This window comes from Pseudomonas viciae (assembly GCF_004786035.1).
Classification (GTDB): Bacteria; Pseudomonadota; Gammaproteobacteria; order Pseudomonadales; family Pseudomonadaceae; genus Aquipseudomonas; species Aquipseudomonas viciae.
This window is the reverse complement of the sequence record NZ_CP035088.1, coordinates 5,438,874-5,456,207: the sequence shown is the minus strand read 5'-3', so window position 1 is coordinate 5,456,207 and position 17,334 is coordinate 5,438,874. Positions and strand designations below refer to the sequence as shown.

Genomic DNA, 17,334 nt, shown 5'->3' with positions numbered 1-17,334 from the left:
TTGTGGGAGCGGGCTTGCTCGCGAAGGCGGTGTGTCAGTTAACGATTATGTTGACTGACACACCGCCTTCGCGAGCAAGCCCGCTCCCACATTGGTTTTATGTTGTTTATAAATTGTGCTCGGCCCGTGAGACTTCGTTTCCATGTCCCAGACCCAACCCATCGCCCAACCCGCCTACGTCCTGCACTCACGCGCCTACCGCGAAAGCAGCGCCCTGGTGGATTTCCTCACGCCGCAAGGTCGGCTGCGGGCGGTGTTGCGGGGCGCGCGGGGCAAGGCCGGGACGCTGGCGCGGCCGTTTGTGCCGCTGGAAGTCGAATTCCGCGGTCGGGGCGAGTTGAAGAACGTCGGGCGCATGGAAAGCAACGGCGTCGCGGCGTGGCTCAATGGCGAGGCGCTGTTCAGCGGTTTGTACCTTAATGAATTGCTGATCCGCCTGCTGCCCGCCGAAGATCCCCATCCCGCCGTCTTCGACCATTACGCCGCCACGCTGCAGGCCCTGGCCGAAGGCCGTGCGCTGGAGCCGCTGCTGCGCTCGTTCGAATGGCGGTTGCTGGACGACCTCGGCTACGGGTTCGCCCTGAACACCGACTTGCACGGCGAGCCTATCGCAGCAGACGGTCTGTACCGCTTGCAGGTGGATGCCGGCCTGGAGCAGGTCTACCTGTTGCAACCCGGGCTGTTCAACGGTGCCGAGCTTTTGGCCATGGCCGAGGCGGACTGGAGTGCGCCGGGCGCGTTGTCTGCGGCCAAGCGTCTGATGCGCCAGGCCCTGGCGGTTCATCTGGGTGGTCGGCCGCTGGTCAGTCGCGAGCTGTTTCGCAAGCCCTGATCAACCCGTATGCTGTGGGCCGACTATTTGTCCATTCAGGAGCCTTTTCGTGAGCACCAGCAATCGCATTCTTCTCGGCGTGAACATCGACCATGTCGCCACCCTGCGCCAGGCCCGCGGTACGCGCTACCCGGATCCGGTCAAGGCCGCACTGGACGCCGAAGAGGCGGGCGCCGACGGCATCACCGTGCACTTGCGTGAAGACCGTCGCCACATCCAGGAGCGCGACGTGCTGCTGCTCAAGGACGTGCTGCAAACCCGCATGAACTTCGAAATGGGCGTGACCGAAGAAATGATGGCGTTCGCCGAGCGCATCCGCCCGGCACACATTTGCCTGGTGCCGGAAACGCGTCAGGAGCTGACCACCGAAGGCGGCCTGGACGTGGCGGGGCAGGAAGCGCGGATCAGGGCGGCGGTGGAGCGGCTGTCGAAGATCGGTGCCGAGGTGTCGCTGTTCATCGATGCCGACGAGCGGCAGATCGCAGCCTCCAAGCGTGTCGGCGCCCCGGCCATCGAATTGCACACCGGCCGTTATGCCGATGCCGAAACGCCAACGGCCGTGGCCGATGAGCTGCAACGGGTGGCCGATGGCGTGGCCTTCGGCCTGGCCCAGGGCCTGATCGTCAACGCCGGCCATGGCCTGCACTACCACAACGTCGAAGCCGTCGCGGCGATCAAGGGCATCAATGAACTGAACATCGGCCATGCGCTGGTGGCCCATGCGTTGTTTGTCGGGTTCAAGTCGGCGGTGTCGGAAATGAAAGCGCTGATCCTGGCTGCCGCTAAGCCTTGATCCAACACTATCCCCTGTGGGAGCGGGCTTGCTCGCGAAAGCGGTGTATCAGTCGACATAATCGTTAACTGACAAATCGCATTCGCGAGCAAGCCCGCTCCCACATTAAGGGTGGTGTATGGCAATCAGAGCGGTGGGGTTTCCTGGTTCGGCTTGCTCTTGTCGACACCCGGCACGTGCAGGTTGCCCTCGGCCACCTGGTTGCCTTCGAGTTGCGGCTGCGTGACCCAGGTCAGGATGTCGTAGTAGCGACGGATGTTCGCCACGAAATGCACCGGCTCGCCGCCCCGGGCGTAGCCGTAGCGGGTCTTGCTGTACCACTGTTTCTGGGACAGGCGCGGCAGGATCTTCTTCACATCCAGCCACTTGTTCGGGTTCAGCCCTTCCTTGGCCGCCAGTTTGCGGGCGTCGTCCAAGTGACCGCTGCCCACGTTATAGGCGGCGAGGGCGAACCAGGTACGGTCCGGCTCCTGGATGCTCTCGTCCAATTGGTCCTTCATGTAGGCCAGGTACTTGGCGCCGCCCATGATGCTCTGCTTCGGATCCAGGCGGTTGGACACGCCCATGGCCTGGGCGGTGTTCTGGGTCAGCATCATCAGGCCACGCACGCCGGTCTTGGACGTCACCGTCGGTTGCCACAGCGATTCCTGATAGCCGATCGCGGCCAACAGGCGCCAATCGACTTTCTCTTTCTTGGCGTAGGCCTTGAAGTGTTGCTCGTATTTGGGCAGCCGTTGCTGCAAGTGCTGGGCGAAGGTGGTGGCGCCCATGTAGCCGAGGACATCGACGTGCCCGTAATAGCGGTCTTTCAGGCGTTGCAGCGTGCCGTTCTTCTGGACCTTGTCGAGGTAGCTGTTGATCTCGTTGAGCAGGCTGTTGTCTTCGCCGGGCGCCACCGCCCAGCTCTGGCTGCGGGCGTCGCCCAGGTCGAAGGCCACGCGTACGTTGGGGAAGTACACCTGGTTCATCGCCACTTCGTTGGAATCGACCAGGGTCAGATCGATCTGGCCCTCATCGACCATGCGCAACAGGTCGACCACCTCAACGGCGTCGGACTCTTCGTATTCAATGCCTGGATATTGCTGTTTCAACTGCGCCAGTTGTTCGGCATGGGTGCTGCCCTTGAGCACCATGATCTTCTTGCCGGCCAGGGCGGCCGCGTCGGTGGGGCGGGACTGGCCGTTGCGATAGATGATTTGCGGGGTGACTTCCAGGTAGGCGTGGGAAAACCGCACCTGTTTCTTGCGTGGCTCGCTGCTGACCAGGCCGGCAGCCGCCAACACCGGGCCGTTGGGTTTGCCGACCTGGTTGAACAGGTCATCGAGGTTGTCGGCGGTCTCGATCTTCAGTTCCACCCCCAAATCCTCGGCGAAGCGCTTCACCAGCTCGTATTCGAAGCCGGTTTCACCGTTGCGATCCTCAAAGTAGGTGGCAGGGCTGTTTCGGGTAACCACCCGCAGCACGCCATCCTCCTTTACGCGCTCCAGTGTGTTGGGTTTCTCAACACAACCACTGAGCACCAGGAAGAGTCCGGTAGCGATCAGCCATTTGGCGTACCGCGGACGCAAAGCCGTTGGGGAAAACATCTGCGCAGTATACGCAAACGGCCCCTGCCGCCATATCTCGACAGCAAAAGGCCAGTCTGCTAGCCGTTGCAAAACATGTCCGTAACGCAGGCGGGCTGGCGTGGGACGAGCTTTGCACCGCTGAAAAATAACTCGCCATGGTCACGGCATTAGGCCCCCGACAGGGTCATTGGCGCACAGACCGACATTCGGCCTGCACCGCACGTGCCGTTTCGGGTGCCGTTGCCGGCGGTTTAGGCTAGAATGCACGGCCTCAAAGCACACCCCCTTCCCGAGGCTGTCCCGAAGATGTTGATCCTGCGCGGCGCTCCTGCCCTTTCTGCCTTTCGCCACAGCAAACTCCTTGAGCAACTGAGCCAGAAGGTACCGGCTGTCAGTGGCTTGTATGCTGAATTCGCTCACTTCGCCGAAGTCACCGGCGGTTTGACCGGCGACGAACAGCAGGTGCTTGCGCGCCTTCTGAAGTACGGTCCCAGTGTTCCCGTCCAGGAGCCGGCCGGTCGCCTGTTCCTGGTGTTGCCGCGTTTTGGCACCATTTCGCCGTGGTCGAGCAAGGCCAGTGACATTGCCCGCAACTGCGGCCTGGCGAAAATCCAGCGCCTGGAGCGCGGTATTGCCTTTTATGTCGCCGGTGAGTTCAGCGAGGCCGAGGCCCAACTGATCGCCGACGGCCTGCATGACCGCATGACCCAGGTCGTACTGGGCAACCTGGAACAGGCCGCCGGCCTGTTCAGCCACGCCGAACCCAAGCCACTGACCGCCATCGACGTGTTGGGCGGCGGCCGCGCCGCGCTGGAAAAAGCCAACGCCGAGCTGGGCCTGGCCCTGGCCGAAGACGAGATCGATTACCTGGTCAACGCCTTCCAGGGCTTGAAGCGCAACCCCCACGACATCGAACTGATGATGTTCGCCCAGGCCAACTCCGAGCACTGCCGCCACAAGATCTTCAACGCCAGTTGGGACATTGACGGCCAGAGCCAGGAAAAAAGCCTGTTCGGCATGATCAAGAACACCTACCAGATGCACAACGAAGGTGTGCTGTCGGCCTATAAGGACAACGCCGCGGTGATCGTCGGCAACGTCGCCGGTCGCTTCTACCCGAACCCTGAGACCCGCCAGTACGGTGCGGTCCAGGAGCCGGTGCACATCCTGATGAAGGTCGAGACCCACAACCACCCGACCGCGATTGCGCCGTTCCCGGGTGCGTCTACCGGCTCCGGTGGCGAGATCCGCGACGAAGGCGCCACCGGTCGCGGTGCCAAGCCCAAGGCTGGCCTGACCGGCTTCACCGTGTCGAACCTGCAGATCCCGGGCTTCGAACAGCCGTGGGAAAAGCCATACGGCAAGCCTGAGCGCATCGTCAACGCCCTGGACATCATGATCGAAGGTCCTCTTGGGGGCGCGGCGTTCAACAACGAATTCGGCCGTCCGGCCCTGACCGGTTACTTCCGTACCTTCGAACAGTCCATTACCACTCCGCGTGGTGAAGAAGTTCGCGGTTACCACAAACCGATCATGCTCGCCGGCGGCATGGGCAACATCCGCGCCGACCACGTGCAGAAAGGCGAAATCCTGGTCGGCTCCAAGCTGATCGTCCTCGGTGGCCCGGCCATGCTGATTGGCCTGGGCGGCGGCGCGGCTTCCTCCATGGCCACCGGCACCAGCTCGGCGGACCTGGACTTCGCCTCGGTCCAGCGGGAAAACCCGGAAATGGAACGTCGTTGCCAGGAAGTCATCGACCGTTGCTGGCAGCTGGGTGAACACAACCCCATCAGCTTTATCCACGACGTCGGCGCGGGTGGCCTGTCCAACGCCTTCCCGGAACTGGTCAACGACGGTGGCCGTGGTGGCCGCTTCGAACTGCGCAACATTCCGAACGACGAGCCGGGCATGGCCCCGCACGAAATCTGGAGCAACGAATCCCAGGAGCGTTACGTCCTGGCGGTCGGCCCGGCCGACTTCGAACGCTTCCAGGCCATTTGCGAGCGCGAGCGCTGCCCGTTCGCCGTGGTCGGTGAAGCCACCGCCGAGCCGCAACTGACCGTCACCGACAGTCATTTCGGCAACAGCCCGGTGGACATGCCGCTGGAAGTGTTGCTGGGCAAGGCCCCGCGCATGCACCGTTCGGCCGTTCGCGAAGCCGAGCTGGGCGATGATTTCGACCCGTCGACGCTCGACGTTGCTGATTCCATCGAACGTGTACTGCACCACCCGGCCGTGGCGAGCAAAAGTTTCCTGATCACCATTGGCGACCGCACCATCACCGGCCTCGTGGCCCGTGACCAGATGGTCGGCCCGTGGCAGGTGCCGGTGGCCGACGTTGCCGTGACCGCCACCAGCTTCGACGTCTACACCGGCGAAGCGATGGCCATGGGCGAGCGTACGCCGCTGGCACTGCTGGACGCTCCGGCGTCGGGCCGCATGGCGATTGGCGAGACCCTGACCAACATCGCGGCCTCGCGCATCGGCAAGATCTCCGACATCAAGCTGTCGGCCAACTGGATGTCCGCCGCTGGCCACCCGGGTGAAGACGCCCGTCTGTATGACACCGTCAAGGCCGTCGGCATGGAGCTGTGCCCGGAGCTGGGTATCACCATTCCGGTGGGCAAGGACTCCATGTCCATGGCCACGCGCTGGAACGATGAAGGCGTGGACAAGAGCGTGACCTCGCCACTGTCGCTGATCGTGACCGGTTTTGCTCCAGTCACCGACATCCGCCAGACCCTGACCCCGCAACTGCGCATGGACAAAGGCACCACCGACCTGATCCTGATCGACCTGGGCCGTGGCCAGAACCGCATGGGCGCCTCGATCCTGGCCCAGGTGCACGGCAAGCTCGGCTCGCAAGCGCCGGACGTCGATGATGCCGAAGACCTGAAGGCGTTCTTCGCCGTCATCCAGGGCCTCAACGCCGACGGTCACTTGCTGGCCTACCATGACCGTTCCGATGGTGGTTTGCTGACCACCGTGGTGGAAATGGCTTTCGCCGGCCATTGCGGCCTGAGCTTGACCCTCGACAGCGTTGCCGAGTCCACCGCTGAAATCCCGGCCATCCTGTTCAACGAAGAACTGGGCGCGGTGATCCAGGTTCGCCAGGACGCCACCCCGGACATCCTCGCCCAGTTCAGCGCGGCTGGCCTGGCCGACTGCGTCTCGGTGATCGGTCAGCCGATCAACAACGCCCACATCAACATCACCTTCAACGGCGACACCGTCTTCGAAGGCCAGCGCAGCCTGTTGCAGCGCCAGTGGGCGGAAACCAGCTACCAGATCCAGCGCCTGCGCGACAACGCCGACTGCGCCGAGCAGGAATTCGACGCGCTGCTGGAAGAAGACAACCCGGGCCTGAGCGCCAAGCTCAGCTACGACGTCAACCACGACGTGGCCGCGCCTTACATCAAGAAAGGTATTCGCCCACAGGTGGCGGTGCTGCGTGAGCAGGGCGTCAACGGTCAGGTGGAAATGGCGGCGGCATTCGACCGCGCCGGTTTCAGCGCGATCGACGTGCACATGAGCGACATCCTGGCTGGCCGTGTCGACCTGAACGACTTCAAGGGCATGGTCGCCTGTGGCGGTTTCTCCTACGGTGACGTACTGGGTGCCGGTGAAGGCTGGGCCAAGTCGGCACTGTTCAACAGCCGCGCCCGTGATGCGTTCCAGGGTTTCTTCGAACGGACCGACAGCTTCACCCTCGGCGTGTGCAATGGTTGCCAGATGATGTCCAACTTGCACGAGCTGATCCCGGGCAGCGAGTTCTGGCCGCACTTCGTGCGTAACCGTTCCGAGCAGTTCGAAGCCCGCGTGGCGATGGTCCAGGTCCAGGAGTCGAACTCGATCTTCCTGCAGGGCATGGCCGGTTCGCGCATGCCGATCGCCATCGCCCACGGCGAAGGCCATGCCGAATTCGAAAGCGAAGAAGCCCTGCTCGAAGCCGACCTGTCCGGTTGCGTGTCGCTGCGTTTCGTCGACAACCACGGCAAGGTCACCGAAACCTACCCGGCCAACCCGAACGGCTCGCCGCGCGGAATCACCGGCCTGACCAGCCGCGACGGCCGCGTCACGATCATGATGCCGCACCCTGAGCGGGTTTTCCGCGCAGTGCAGAACTCGTGGCGTTCGGACGACTGGAACGAAGACGCGCCATGGATGCGCATGTTCCGCAACGCCCGCGTCTGGGTGAACTGAGGCGGTGTACAAGCTCTGCTTCTTCGTCCCGGCCAGCCACCTGGAGGTGGTCAAAAGCGCCGTATTCTCCGCCGGTGGCGGGCGGATCGGCGACTATGACCACTGCGCCTGGCAAGTGCTGGGCCAGGGCCAGTTTCGCCCCTTGGACGGCAGCCAGCCGTTCATTGGCGAAGCGGGGCAGGTCGAGCAGGTCGAGGAGTGGAAGGTGGAGCTTGTCGTTGCCGATGAGTTGATCCGTTCGGTGGTGGCGGCGTTGAAGCAGAGCCATCCCTACGAGACACCGGCGTATGAGGTGTGGCGGTTGGAGGATTTTTGATCCTTCTGGCGCTTGAATGAAAAACCCGCTGATTGATTCAGCGGGTTTTTTATTGGGCGTGATTAATGCTGAAAACCCGACCTACTCTATTGGTGGATGTTCTCGAGCCTGCAAGCTTCCTTTTCTATGCCGATGCACTCGACCGGTTCACTCACGCCTTTCGCGAAACGACGGGCGTTCAACAGCAGGCCTCCCTTGATACCGCCGATGAACGCGAAGCCGCCTTCACGCGGACCAGCATTAGGTACCGACAAATCCACCGCTACGACGTTGGACCTGACTTCATAGACCCAACCGCCGTTTGAGGCTCTCTCGGTTGCCCAGAACTTGGCTTCGCTATAGTCTCGAAATGCCATAACGATCGAATGAGCCAGGTGGCTCTCCTGATCCAACGCGTATCTCAAGTTCGGTGGCAAAGAATTCCAGCCCCGTAACCCATGGGTAAGCGCATCCGCGCCCTGCACGGGGTTGACCGTCGTAGAGCCGACTGCCCAGAGGGATTGTTTGGTCGTTACCCATGCCAGTCCCACTGGAGGCGTCAGCCGGCGCCAGTCGATGGACATCGCGGCGACGTCCTGCATCGTCTCGCGGCCGGTGGGTTCACGGTAGTTTGGGTTCTGCACGCAATCGACAAAATCGATTGGCTTGCAGGCCTGCTTGATGAAGTGCCCCTTGACCCCGCCCGGGAAGCTGATTTCCTCCTCGCCGGGAAAGTGCCCCCCCGATTGCACCTGGTCGATTCCATGGGGGGCTTTGAACTCGTACAACCACTCGCTGGCGTAGTGCTCGGCGACGCTCTTTTTGCGCGTTGTGCTGCTAAACACAGACTTAGCGATCCCGCCTCCGTGGCTGTACCAGTCGTACCTCCATTCGATCTCGGGGAAGTCCACGGCTTTGGGCAACAGCCCCTTCGTGAAGGCACTGAGGCCCTGACCCGTCGTATCCCCCCGGTAGAGCGTGTCCATGTCGGTACGCCAGCGCAACGAGGGCGTGGTTTTGTGGATATCCACGCTTGGATCCGCCGTGACCTGAAGCCAGGCGGTATACCACTGCTCCTGTTTTTCATCGGCCCCCCACGCTTTGGAGCCCGACTGCCACACACACGCGCACGCTACCGCGACGACAGCTGTCGCCCGGGTAAAACCGTTATGAGTTGTCATGATTTGATGTCTCATCTGGAACGGTGAAGCCCTGTCGAATCACATACGTCATGACTACCTATGCTTCGACGTGACACGTCTCACTTTGAATTCTGCGGGGGCGACCTACTGGGCAGAGCCTCGACCCACCGCATCAGTTCTGAGGGTAGATCAAGGTGGGGGGGACGGTTGCGTTGCGCTTTCGGGGACTTGTAACAAGAAGTGGGAGGGACATAGCCCCAAGTCCTGACAACTCGGTATGTCAGGCATGACTGCTTTGGGGGCTGCTGCGCAGCCCAGCGGGAGCAAGCTCTCATGGAACAAATCACAATCATGTGATTTTTAAGGCTGAAAAAACACATCGATCGTTCCCACGCTCCTGCGTGGGAATGTCGCCAGGGACGCTCCGCGTTCCGCTTCTGGAAGGTGACGCAGAGCGTCACGGGATGCATTCCCACGCAGAGCGTGGGAACGATCAATCCCCCTCGCCACAGAAGCGTGAGGCTACGGACGGATCTCGATCATCGTCCCATCCGGCACCAGGTTCCAAACCTCGCGCATGTCGACATTGCGCATGGCAATGCAGCCATCGGTCCAGTCCAGCGTATGGAACAGTTGCTCGGGGTTTTCTTCCGAATCCGGGGTGCCGTGGATCATGATCATGCCCCCCGGCTCCACGCCTTCGCGTCGGGCGCGGGCGGAGTCGCTGATGTTGGGGTAGGAGATGTGCATCGACAGGTAGAAACGGTCGCTGGTCTTGCGCCAGTCGATCCAGTAGAAACCCTCGGGAGTGCGCTTGTCGCCTTCGATCAGCTTGGGGCCCTTCTTGGCGCCCTTGCCCAGGGAGATGCGATAGGTCTTGAGCGGCTTGCCGTCGTTGATCAATTGCAATTGATGGGCGGACTTGAGCACCAGCACTTTTTCGATGGTTTTGCCGTTGTAGGTTCCCAGTGCAGAGGCCTGGGACACAGCGGTGAACGACAAGCAGAACAGGACAAGCAACCAGCGCATTGAAACGATATCCCTAGAGGTGTCGCGGCTATATTGATTTTTTATGTATTGGCAGGCTGAGCCAGTGGCGGGATCGATTCGGATCGCACCGGGTAATCCTCGGTTCGTCGGTCCGCGTAAAAATATTCCAGGGTCCGGCCCACCGTGCGGAACGCCAGTTCATCCCAGGGAATCTCCGCTTCTTCGAACAGTTTCACTTCCAGGCTCTCGGGCCCGGCGGAGAAATCCTCGTCCACCAGTTCGGCGCGGAAGAATACATGCACTTGGCTGATGTGCGGTACGTCGATCAGCGTATAGATGCTTAAATTTCGCACGCGGGCGCAGGCTTCTTCGGCGGTTTCGCGCACGGCGGCCTGTTCGACCGTTTCGCCGTTCTCCATGAAGCCCGCCGGCAGGGTCCAGTAACCACGCCGTGGCTCGATGGCGCGGCGGCACAACAAGACTTTGCTGCCCCAGGTCGGCACGCAACCGGCGACGATGTTGGGGTTCTGGTAATGGATGGTGTGGCAGGTGTCGCAGACAAAGCGCAGGCGCGAGTCGCCTTCGGGTATGCGCTGGGTCACCGGGTTACCGCACTGGCTGCAGAATTTCATGCTTGGATTCCTGAATGCTGCGCCTATCTTGGCGTGCGAGGGCGGGGTCGGCAAGTTGTCGTTTCGCGACACGACGCGGTGCGGGGGTTGGGCCCCTTGCTTGATTGGTGCATGATGCAAGGTAGCGAATAAATCGAGAAGTCTCATGCTGGACGAGCTACTGCATCGAGTAAGCAACCATACCCCGCGAACCCTGGAGACCGACCGACGTTTTCCTGAAGCGGCGGTGCTGGTGCCGATTACCCGCAGTGATGAACCGGAACTGGTCCTTACCCTGCGCGCCAGCGGTCTCTCGACCCATGGCGGCGAAGTGGCGTTCCCCGGCGGGCGTCGCGACCCGGAAGACCCGGACCTGATCTTCACCGCCCTGCGCGAAGCCGAGGAAGAAATCGGCCTGCCCCCCGGCCTGGTGGAAGTGATCGGCCCCCTCAGCCCACTGATTTCGTTGCATGGCATCAAGGTCACGCCTTATGTCGGGGTGATCCCGGATTATGTCGAGTACCAGGCCAACGATGCCGAGATCGCCGCGGTGTTCAGCGTGCCGCTGGAGTTTTTCCGCAAGGATCCTCGCGAACACACGCACCGCATCGATTACCAGGGTTGCAGTTGGTACGTGCCCAGCTATCGCTTTGGCGAATACAAGATCTGGGGCCTGACGGCGATCATGGTGGTCGAGCTGGTGAACCTGTTGTACGACGCTGGCATCGACCTGCACACACCGCCCAAGAGTTTCATCAATACCTGAAGCCCCGAGGATTCCCATGAAATACCGCCTGGGCGATGCCCATGTCGAAACCCACCCACAAAGCTGGGTCGCGCCCAACGCCACGCTGGTGGGCAAGGTCCGCCTCGAAGAGGGCGCCAACGTCTGGTTCAACGCGGTACTGCGCGGCGACAACGAGCTGATCCTGATCGGCAAGAACAGCAATGTGCAGGACGGCACGGTGATGCACACCGACATGGGCTACCCGCTGACCATCGGCACTGGCGTGACCATCGGCCATAACGCCATGCTCCACGGCTGCACGGTGGGCGACTACAGCCTCATCGGCATCAACGCGGTGATCCTCAACGGCGCGAAGATCGGCAAGAACTGCATTATCGGCGCCAATGCGCTGATCGGCGAAAACAAAGAGATCCCCGATGGCTCGCTGGTGATGGGCTCGCCCGGCAAGGTGGTGCGGGAATTGACCGAGGCCCAGAAGAAAATGCTCGAAGCCAGCGCGGCCCACTACCTCCACAACGCGCAGCGCTATGCCCGCGACCTCGCTGAGCAAGAACAATGAATGCCCCCGAACGCCCGGTGCCTTCGCCCTGCGTGAACATCTGCGCGCTGGACGATGACGACATCTGCACCGGCTGCCAGCGCACCGTGGCGGAAATCACCCGTTGGAGTCGGATGGACAACGAGGAACGGCGCAGTGTCTTGGCGTTGTGTCATGAACGGGCCAAGAGCAGTGGGCTGGTGTGGATGTTGCCGGTGAGGCGGTGACTGTGGATACAAATCCCTGTGGGAGCCAAACCTGTGGGAGCAAGGCTTGCCCGCGATGAACGATAACGCGGTCCATCTGAAAGACCAGGGTGCCTGCATCGCGAGCAAGCTTTGCTCCCACAGGTTGGCTCTCAGCTTCCACAGGCTTCTATTTCAGCCCCAACCACCGATCCACTCCCACCACCGCCAACGCAATCCCGACAAACCCGGCCAATATCCCCCCGGCATTGATGAACACCTGTGGATAACCCAGGGTCGCCACATCAATAAAAGGGTAGGGGTAGGCCGCCAGTAATTCCCCGCGCAGCAGGAGCCAGGCGAAATACACCAAGGGGTAGATCACCCAAAGCCCGATGTGGCCCAGACGCAAGGTCCCTTTTGGCACAGAGAGCCACCAATAGGCGAGGTACATCAACGGCACCACGTCGTGCAGTAACTCGTCGGCCACGAACTGCCAGCCTTCGGGTTGCCACAGGTGCCGCAGCAGCAGGTTATAGGCCAGGCTGACCAGGGCGATGCTCACGGCGATGCCACTGCGCACGCCGGGCAGCAGGAACCAGCGCCGCGCCGCAGATTTGCGAGGGGTCAGTTCCCAGGTCAGCACCACCGCCACCAGGGTGTTGGTCACCACCGTGAAAAAACTGAAGAAGTTCACCAGCCCGCCCAGCAGGCTTGCCCCCAGTTCCCACCGGCCCAACAGAATCAGGTACAGCTGGACGCTCAAACCGGTCCAGCCGAGCAACGCCGCCACCGCCACGAGCTGCGCGGGACGAAGACGCAGATCCATGGCCACGGCTCAGACTGGCCGCTTGGTGCGCATCAACTTGATGTACAGGCGCTCGACTTTCTCCCGCGCCCACGGCGTCTTGCGCAGGAAGGTCAGGCTCGACTTGATGCTCGGGTCGCTCTTGAAGCAACGGATATCGATGCGCTCGGCCAGCCCCGACCATTCGTAGTGCTGCACCAGGGCGTTGAGGATCTGCTCCAGCGTCACGCCGTGCAGCGGGTTGTTGTTCGGTTCGTTCATGGCAGGCCTTTGCGCGAAAAGGGTGTAAAGCCGCGCACCTTAGCCGAGGTGCCCCTGTGGTGGAAGCATAGCCTTCATCATCTCGTCTCAAGGCCTGGATCGTGCCCGGCACACTGTTACCAAAACCGAAATGATCCATGTCAACAAAAGCGCTTTCTCTATTGAGAACAGAACATTATCCTTGCGCCGCCTGCTGAAACGCTTCTTCTGTTGTGGCGAAGCTTCTGCGTTCAGCTCATTTCCAGTCAAAGATCAAAGAAAGCCTTCTCTATGCTCAAGGTTCAGACTCTGAAAGACAGCGCTGTCTTTGGGCGCATGACGAACGACTTTCTGTGGGAGTGGGCTTGCTCGCGAAGACGATTTCACCTCCGGCGTAGAAGTCGCCTGACACACCGCTTTCGCGAGCAAGCCCGCTCCCACAATGGTCCGCGTCCACCCAATTACCTTTTTTACTGAACCATGCCCCCGCAAGATCGTCATCTACAGTGACTACTTGCGCGGGACTCCTTAAAACCTCACGGAGAATCACACTATGAGCACTGAGGGTGCTTTGAGTCGAAGCCGTCTGCTACCGAGCCTGCTCGGCATTCTGCTTCTATTGATGGGCCTGGCCCTGTTGGCCGGGGGAGTCAAGCTGAGCACGCTTGGCGGCTCGTGGTATTACCTGCTGGCCGGTATCGGCCTGGCGCTGACCGGCGTGCTGCTGATCATGGCCCGTCGTGCGGCCCTGGGCCTGTACGCGCTGGTGCTGTTCGCCAGCACCGTGTGGGCGTTGTGGGAAGTGGGCCTGGATTGGTGGCAACTGGTGCCGCGCCTGGCGATGCTGTTTGCCCTGGGCATCGTCATGTTGCTGCCGTGGTTCCGCCGCCCGCTGTTGAGCGCCGATGCCCCGGCCACGGGAACCCGCGCATTGGGTGCCGCCGTGGTCATCGCCGGTGTCGCCGCCCTCGCCAGCCAGTTCACCAACCCGGGCGAGATCAAGGGCCAACTGGACCGCGACAGCGTGCCAGGGATGACCAACACTGCACCGGCGATGCCGGACGGCGACTGGAATTCCTATGGCCGCAGCGCCCATGGCGATCGTTACTCGCCGCTGGCGCAGATCACCCCCGAGAACGTCAGCAAACTAGTGCCGGCCTGGACCTATCGCACCGGCGACCTGCCAGGGCCGAACGATCCGGGTGAGACCACCGCGGAAAATACCCCGCTGAAGGTCAACGGCATGCTCTACGTGTGCACGCCCCACAGTCAGGTGATTGCCCTGGAGCCGGAAACCGGCAAGGAAATCTGGCGTTTCGATCCGAAGCTTTCCACGCAAAAAGCCGAAAACTTCAAGGGGTGGGCCCACATGACCTGCCGTGGCGTGACCTATCACGATGACGCCGCCTACGCCTCGGCCGAACAGAGCCCCACCGGCACTGCCAGCACCACGCCGGCCAGCACCTCGTGCCCACGGCGGATCTTCCTGCCGACCGCCGATACCCGTCTGATCGCCCTCAACGCCGACACCGGCAAGATGTGCGAAGACTTCGGCGACAAAGGCCAGGTCGACCTGACCGCCAACATCGGTGGCTTCACGGCGGGCGGTTACTACTCGACATCGCCACCGGCAGTCACCCAAAACCTGGTAGTGATTGGCGGCCACGTCACCGATAACGTCTCCACCGACGAGCCAAGCGGTGTGATCCGCGCCTACGACGTACACACCGGCAAACTGGTGTGGAACTGGGACAGCGGCAAACCGGATGACACCACGCCGATTGCCGAAGGCCAGACCTACACCCGCAACTCACCGAACATGTGGTCGATGTTCAGCGTCGATGAAAAACTCGGCATGCTCTACCTGCCGATGGGCAACCAGACCCCCGACCAGTTCGGTGGTAACCGCACGCCGGAATCGGAAAAATACGCCGCTGGCCTGACCGCCCTGGACATCGCCACCGGCAAGGTGCGCTGGTACTTCCAGTTCACCCACCACGACCTGTGGGACATGGACGTCGGCGGTCAACCGACCCTGATGGACCTGAAGACCGCCGACGGTGTGAAACCGGCTGTGTTGGCTTCCACCAAGCAAGGCAGCATCTACGTGCTCGACCGTAGCAACGGCCAGCCGATCGTGCCGATCAAGGAAATCCCGGTGCCGCAAGGCGCGGTGGAAGGCGATCACACTTCGCCGACTCAGCCGATGTCTGACCTGAACTTCGTGCCGCCGGTCCTTCAGGAACGGGACATGTGGGGCGTGACCCCGTTCGACCAGATGCTGTGCCGGATCGATTTCAAGTCGCTGCGCTATGACGGCATGTTCACGCCGCCATCGCTGCAAGGCTCGATCGTCTATCCAGGTAACTTCGGCGTGTTTGACTGGGGCGGCATTTCGGTTGACCCAGTGCGCCAGATCGCCTTCGTCAACCCGAGCTACATGGCGTTCAAGTCCAAGCTCGTACCGGCGGCAGAAGTGGCCGGTGGTCCGGGTCGCAAGAGCGAGACCGAAGGCGTACAGCCGAACAAGGGCGCGCCCTATGGCGTGATCCTCGAAGCGCTGCTCTCGCCCATGGGCTTGCCTTGCCAGGCGCCTGCGTGGGGTTATGTCGCGGCGGTGGACCTGACCAACAATAAAACCCTGTGGAAGCACAAGAACGGCACCGTGCGTGACAGCTCGCCGGTACCGATCCCGCTGAGCATGGGCGTACCGAGCCTGGGTGGCCCGTTCACCACCGCCAGCGGCCTGGCGTTCCTGAGCGGCACCCTCGACCAGTACCTGCGTGCCTATGACGTGAAAAACGGCAAGCAACTGTGGGAAGGCCGCCTGCCAGCCGGCGCCCAGACCACGCCGATGACCTACACCGGCAAGGACGGCAAGCAATACGTGCTGGTCGTTGCCGGTGGTCATGGTTCCCTGGGCACCAAGCAGGGTGACTATGTGATCGCGTACAAGCTGCCGGATTAAGCAAAACCGGCGCTCATGAAAAAGGCGACACCTTTGCGGGTGTCGCCTTTTTCTTTAGCCCGATGTCACCCCAAGTTAACTGTGGGAGCAAAGCTTGCTCGCGATGCTGGCGCCCTGGTCTTCAGGTGGACCGCGTTATCGTTCATCGCGGGCAAGCCTTGCTCCCACAGATCACCATGAGGCAAGCGATACTGCTTACAACTCGATCTTCACCGCCTGGGACGCCCGGGTCGCCTTGGCGCGGGCGGCTTCGATGGATTCGTCGCGGGCCAGGGCCACGCCCAGGCGGCGCTGGCCGTTGACTTCCGGCTTGCCGAACAGGCGCAGGGCGGTGTCCGGTTCGCTCAGGGCGGCGCCGAGGTTGGCGAAGGCGGTCTGGGTCGACTGACCTTCCACCAGGATCACCGCCGAGGCCGATGGGCCGAACTGACGGATCAGCGGGATCGGCAGGCCGAGGATGGCGCGGGCGTGCAGGGCGAACTGCGACAGGTCCTGGGAAATCAGCGTCACCAGCCCGGTGTCGTGGGGGCGCGGCGAAACTTCGCTGAACCACACCTGATCACCTTTGATGAACAGCTCGACGCCAAACAGGCCGCGACCACCCAGGGCCTCGGTCACTGCCTTGGCCACGCGCTCGGATTCGGCCAGGGCCACCGAGCTCATGGCTTGCGGCTGCCAGGACTCCTGATAGTCGCCCTTTTCCTGACGGTGGCCGACCGGCGCGCAGAAGGTGGTGCCGCCGACATGACGCACGGTGAGCAGGGTGATTTCATAGTCGAAATCGATGAAGCCTTCGATGATCACCCGGCCCTTGCCGGCACGGCCGCCTTCTTGGGCGTAGTCCCAGGCTTTCTGCACGTCATCGGCACTGCGCAGCAGGCTCTGGCCTTTGCCCGAGGAACTCATCACCGGTTTGACCACGCAGGGGAAACCTAGGGTTTCGACGGCCTTGCGGTAGTCTTCGACGGTGTCGGCGAAGAAGTACGGCGAAGTCGGCAGCCCCAGCTCTTCGGCGGCCAGGCGCCGGATGCCTTCACGGTTCATGGTCAACTGCGCGGCACGGGCGGTAGGGATCACGGTGAAGCCTTCGGCTTCCAGTTCCACCAGGGTGGCGGTGGCGATGGCTTCGATTTCCGGCACGATGAAATGCGGCTTCTCGGCCTCGATCACCGCACGCAGGGCGGCGCCGTCGAGCATGTTGATCACATGGCTGCGGTGGGCCACTTGCATGGCCGGCGCGTTGGCGTAGCGATCCACGGCAATCACTTCAACGCCCAGGCGCTGCAGTTCGATTACCACTTCCTTGCCCAGCTCACCGCTGCCACACAACAAAACGCGGGTCGCGGTGGGCGACAATGGAGTTCCGATACGGGTCATCTGAAGGTCCTCAAACAGGAGCGGATCATCGCGGGT

The 17,334-nt window shown here is 62.0% G+C and carries 15 protein-coding genes; 8 read left to right on the top strand and 7 right to left on the bottom strand.

Annotation, left to right across the window (positions count from 1 at the left end):
- Nucleotides 1-142: 142 nt before the first annotated feature.
- A complete protein-coding gene (gene recO, locus EPZ47_RS24125; protein ID WP_135847024.1) occupies nucleotides 143-832 on the top strand; it encodes a DNA repair protein RecO in 690 nt (229 codons plus the stop codon).
- A 49-nt stretch (nucleotides 833-881) separates the two neighbouring features.
- The gene (pdxJ, locus tag EPZ47_RS24120) at nucleotides 882-1,625 is read left to right on the top strand and encodes a pyridoxine 5'-phosphate synthase (protein ID WP_135847023.1); all 744 of its coding nucleotides are present in this window, start codon (nucleotides 882-884) and stop codon (nucleotides 1,623-1,625) included.
- A 125-nt stretch (nucleotides 1,626-1,750) separates the two neighbouring features.
- Here the strand turns inward: pdxJ and mltF are convergent, their stop codons facing one another.
- The gene (mltF, locus tag EPZ47_RS24110; protein WP_135847022.1) at nucleotides 1,751-3,211 is read right to left on the bottom strand and encodes a membrane-bound lytic murein transglycosylase MltF; all 1,461 of its coding nucleotides are present in this window, start codon (nucleotides 3,209-3,211) and stop codon (nucleotides 1,751-1,753) included.
- Between the two features lie 288 nt (nucleotides 3,212-3,499).
- On the opposite strand from mltF, the gene purL reads away from it, so the two are divergent.
- Together purL and EPZ47_RS24100 are read left to right on the top strand one after the other, a co-directional pair.
- On the top strand, nucleotides 3,500-7,396 hold the full coding sequence (gene purL, locus EPZ47_RS24105) for a phosphoribosylformylglycinamidine synthase (RefSeq protein WP_135847021.1): 3,897 nt from the start codon (nucleotides 3,500-3,502) through the stop codon (nucleotides 7,394-7,396).
- A 4-nt stretch (nucleotides 7,397-7,400) separates the two neighbouring features.
- Nucleotides 7,401-7,712 (top strand): YqfO family protein, encoded by a 312-nt coding sequence (locus EPZ47_RS24100; RefSeq protein WP_135847020.1) that lies wholly within the window; start codon nucleotides 7,401-7,403, stop codon nucleotides 7,710-7,712.
- 86 nt (nucleotides 7,713-7,798) lie between these two features.
- Here the strand turns inward: EPZ47_RS24100 and EPZ47_RS24095 are convergent, their stop codons facing one another.
- The 3 genes from EPZ47_RS24095 to EPZ47_RS24085 all read right to left on the bottom strand — a co-directional run bounded on the left by EPZ47_RS24095 (nucleotide 7,799) and on the right by EPZ47_RS24085 (nucleotide 10,455).
- Nucleotides 7,799-8,872, bottom strand: a complete 1,074-nt coding sequence (locus EPZ47_RS24095) for a scabin-related ADP-ribosyltransferase (protein ID WP_135847019.1) — start codon at nucleotides 8,870-8,872, stop codon at nucleotides 7,799-7,801.
- A gap of 483 nt (nucleotides 8,873-9,355) precedes the next feature.
- Nucleotides 9,356-9,862 (bottom strand): L,D-transpeptidase family protein, encoded by a 507-nt coding sequence (locus tag EPZ47_RS24090; protein WP_135847018.1) that lies wholly within the window; start codon nucleotides 9,860-9,862, stop codon nucleotides 9,356-9,358.
- A 41-nt stretch (nucleotides 9,863-9,903) separates the two neighbouring features.
- Nucleotides 9,904-10,455, bottom strand: coding sequence for an NUDIX hydrolase (locus EPZ47_RS24085; RefSeq protein WP_135847017.1), 552 nt, complete (start codon nucleotides 10,453-10,455; stop codon nucleotides 9,904-9,906).
- 145 nt (nucleotides 10,456-10,600) lie between these two features.
- Here EPZ47_RS24085 and EPZ47_RS24080 point away from each other — a divergent pair, with 145 nt between their 5' ends.
- Genes EPZ47_RS24080 through EPZ47_RS24070 form a run of 3 tightly spaced genes read left to right on the top strand, consistent with a single transcriptional unit; the run spans nucleotide 10,601 to nucleotide 11,947 of the window.
- Nucleotides 10,601-11,200, top strand: a complete 600-nt coding sequence (locus EPZ47_RS24080) for a CoA pyrophosphatase (protein WP_135847016.1) — start codon at nucleotides 10,601-10,603, stop codon at nucleotides 11,198-11,200.
- Nucleotides 11,201-11,216: 16 nt separating this feature from the next.
- A complete protein-coding gene (locus EPZ47_RS24075; RefSeq protein ID WP_135847015.1) occupies nucleotides 11,217-11,741 on the top strand; it encodes a gamma carbonic anhydrase family protein in 525 nt (174 codons plus the stop codon).
- The gene (locus EPZ47_RS24070; protein WP_135847014.1) at nucleotides 11,738-11,947 is read left to right on the top strand and encodes a DUF1289 domain-containing protein; all 210 of its coding nucleotides are present in this window, start codon (nucleotides 11,738-11,740) and stop codon (nucleotides 11,945-11,947) included. Before EPZ47_RS24075 ends, EPZ47_RS24070 begins: the two co-directional genes overlap by 4 nt.
- 148 nt (nucleotides 11,948-12,095) lie before the next feature.
- Here the strand turns inward: EPZ47_RS24070 and EPZ47_RS24065 are convergent, their stop codons facing one another.
- Both EPZ47_RS24065 and EPZ47_RS24060 read right to left on the bottom strand, forming a co-directional pair.
- The gene (locus EPZ47_RS24065) at nucleotides 12,096-12,734 is read right to left on the bottom strand and encodes a Pr6Pr family membrane protein (RefSeq protein ID WP_135847013.1); all 639 of its coding nucleotides are present in this window, start codon (nucleotides 12,732-12,734) and stop codon (nucleotides 12,096-12,098) included.
- Nucleotides 12,735-12,743: 9 nt separating this feature from the next.
- Entirely contained in the window at nucleotides 12,744-12,974 is a 231-nt protein-coding gene (locus EPZ47_RS24060; RefSeq protein WP_135847012.1) for a VF530 family protein, read from the bottom strand.
- Between the two features lie 532 nt (nucleotides 12,975-13,506).
- Between EPZ47_RS24060 and EPZ47_RS24050 the strand changes: the two genes are divergently transcribed.
- Nucleotides 13,507-15,921 (top strand): glucose/quinate/shikimate family membrane-bound PQQ-dependent dehydrogenase, encoded by a 2,415-nt coding sequence (locus EPZ47_RS24050; protein ID WP_135847011.1) that lies wholly within the window; start codon nucleotides 13,507-13,509, stop codon nucleotides 15,919-15,921.
- Nucleotides 15,922-16,116: 195 nt separating this feature from the next.
- Here EPZ47_RS24050 and purT read toward each other — a convergent pair whose 3' ends face one another.
- On the bottom strand, nucleotides 16,117-17,298 hold the full coding sequence (gene purT, locus EPZ47_RS24045) for a formate-dependent phosphoribosylglycinamide formyltransferase (RefSeq protein ID WP_135847010.1): 1,182 nt from the start codon (nucleotides 17,296-17,298) through the stop codon (nucleotides 16,117-16,119).
- Nucleotides 17,299-17,334: the final 36 nt, after the last annotated feature.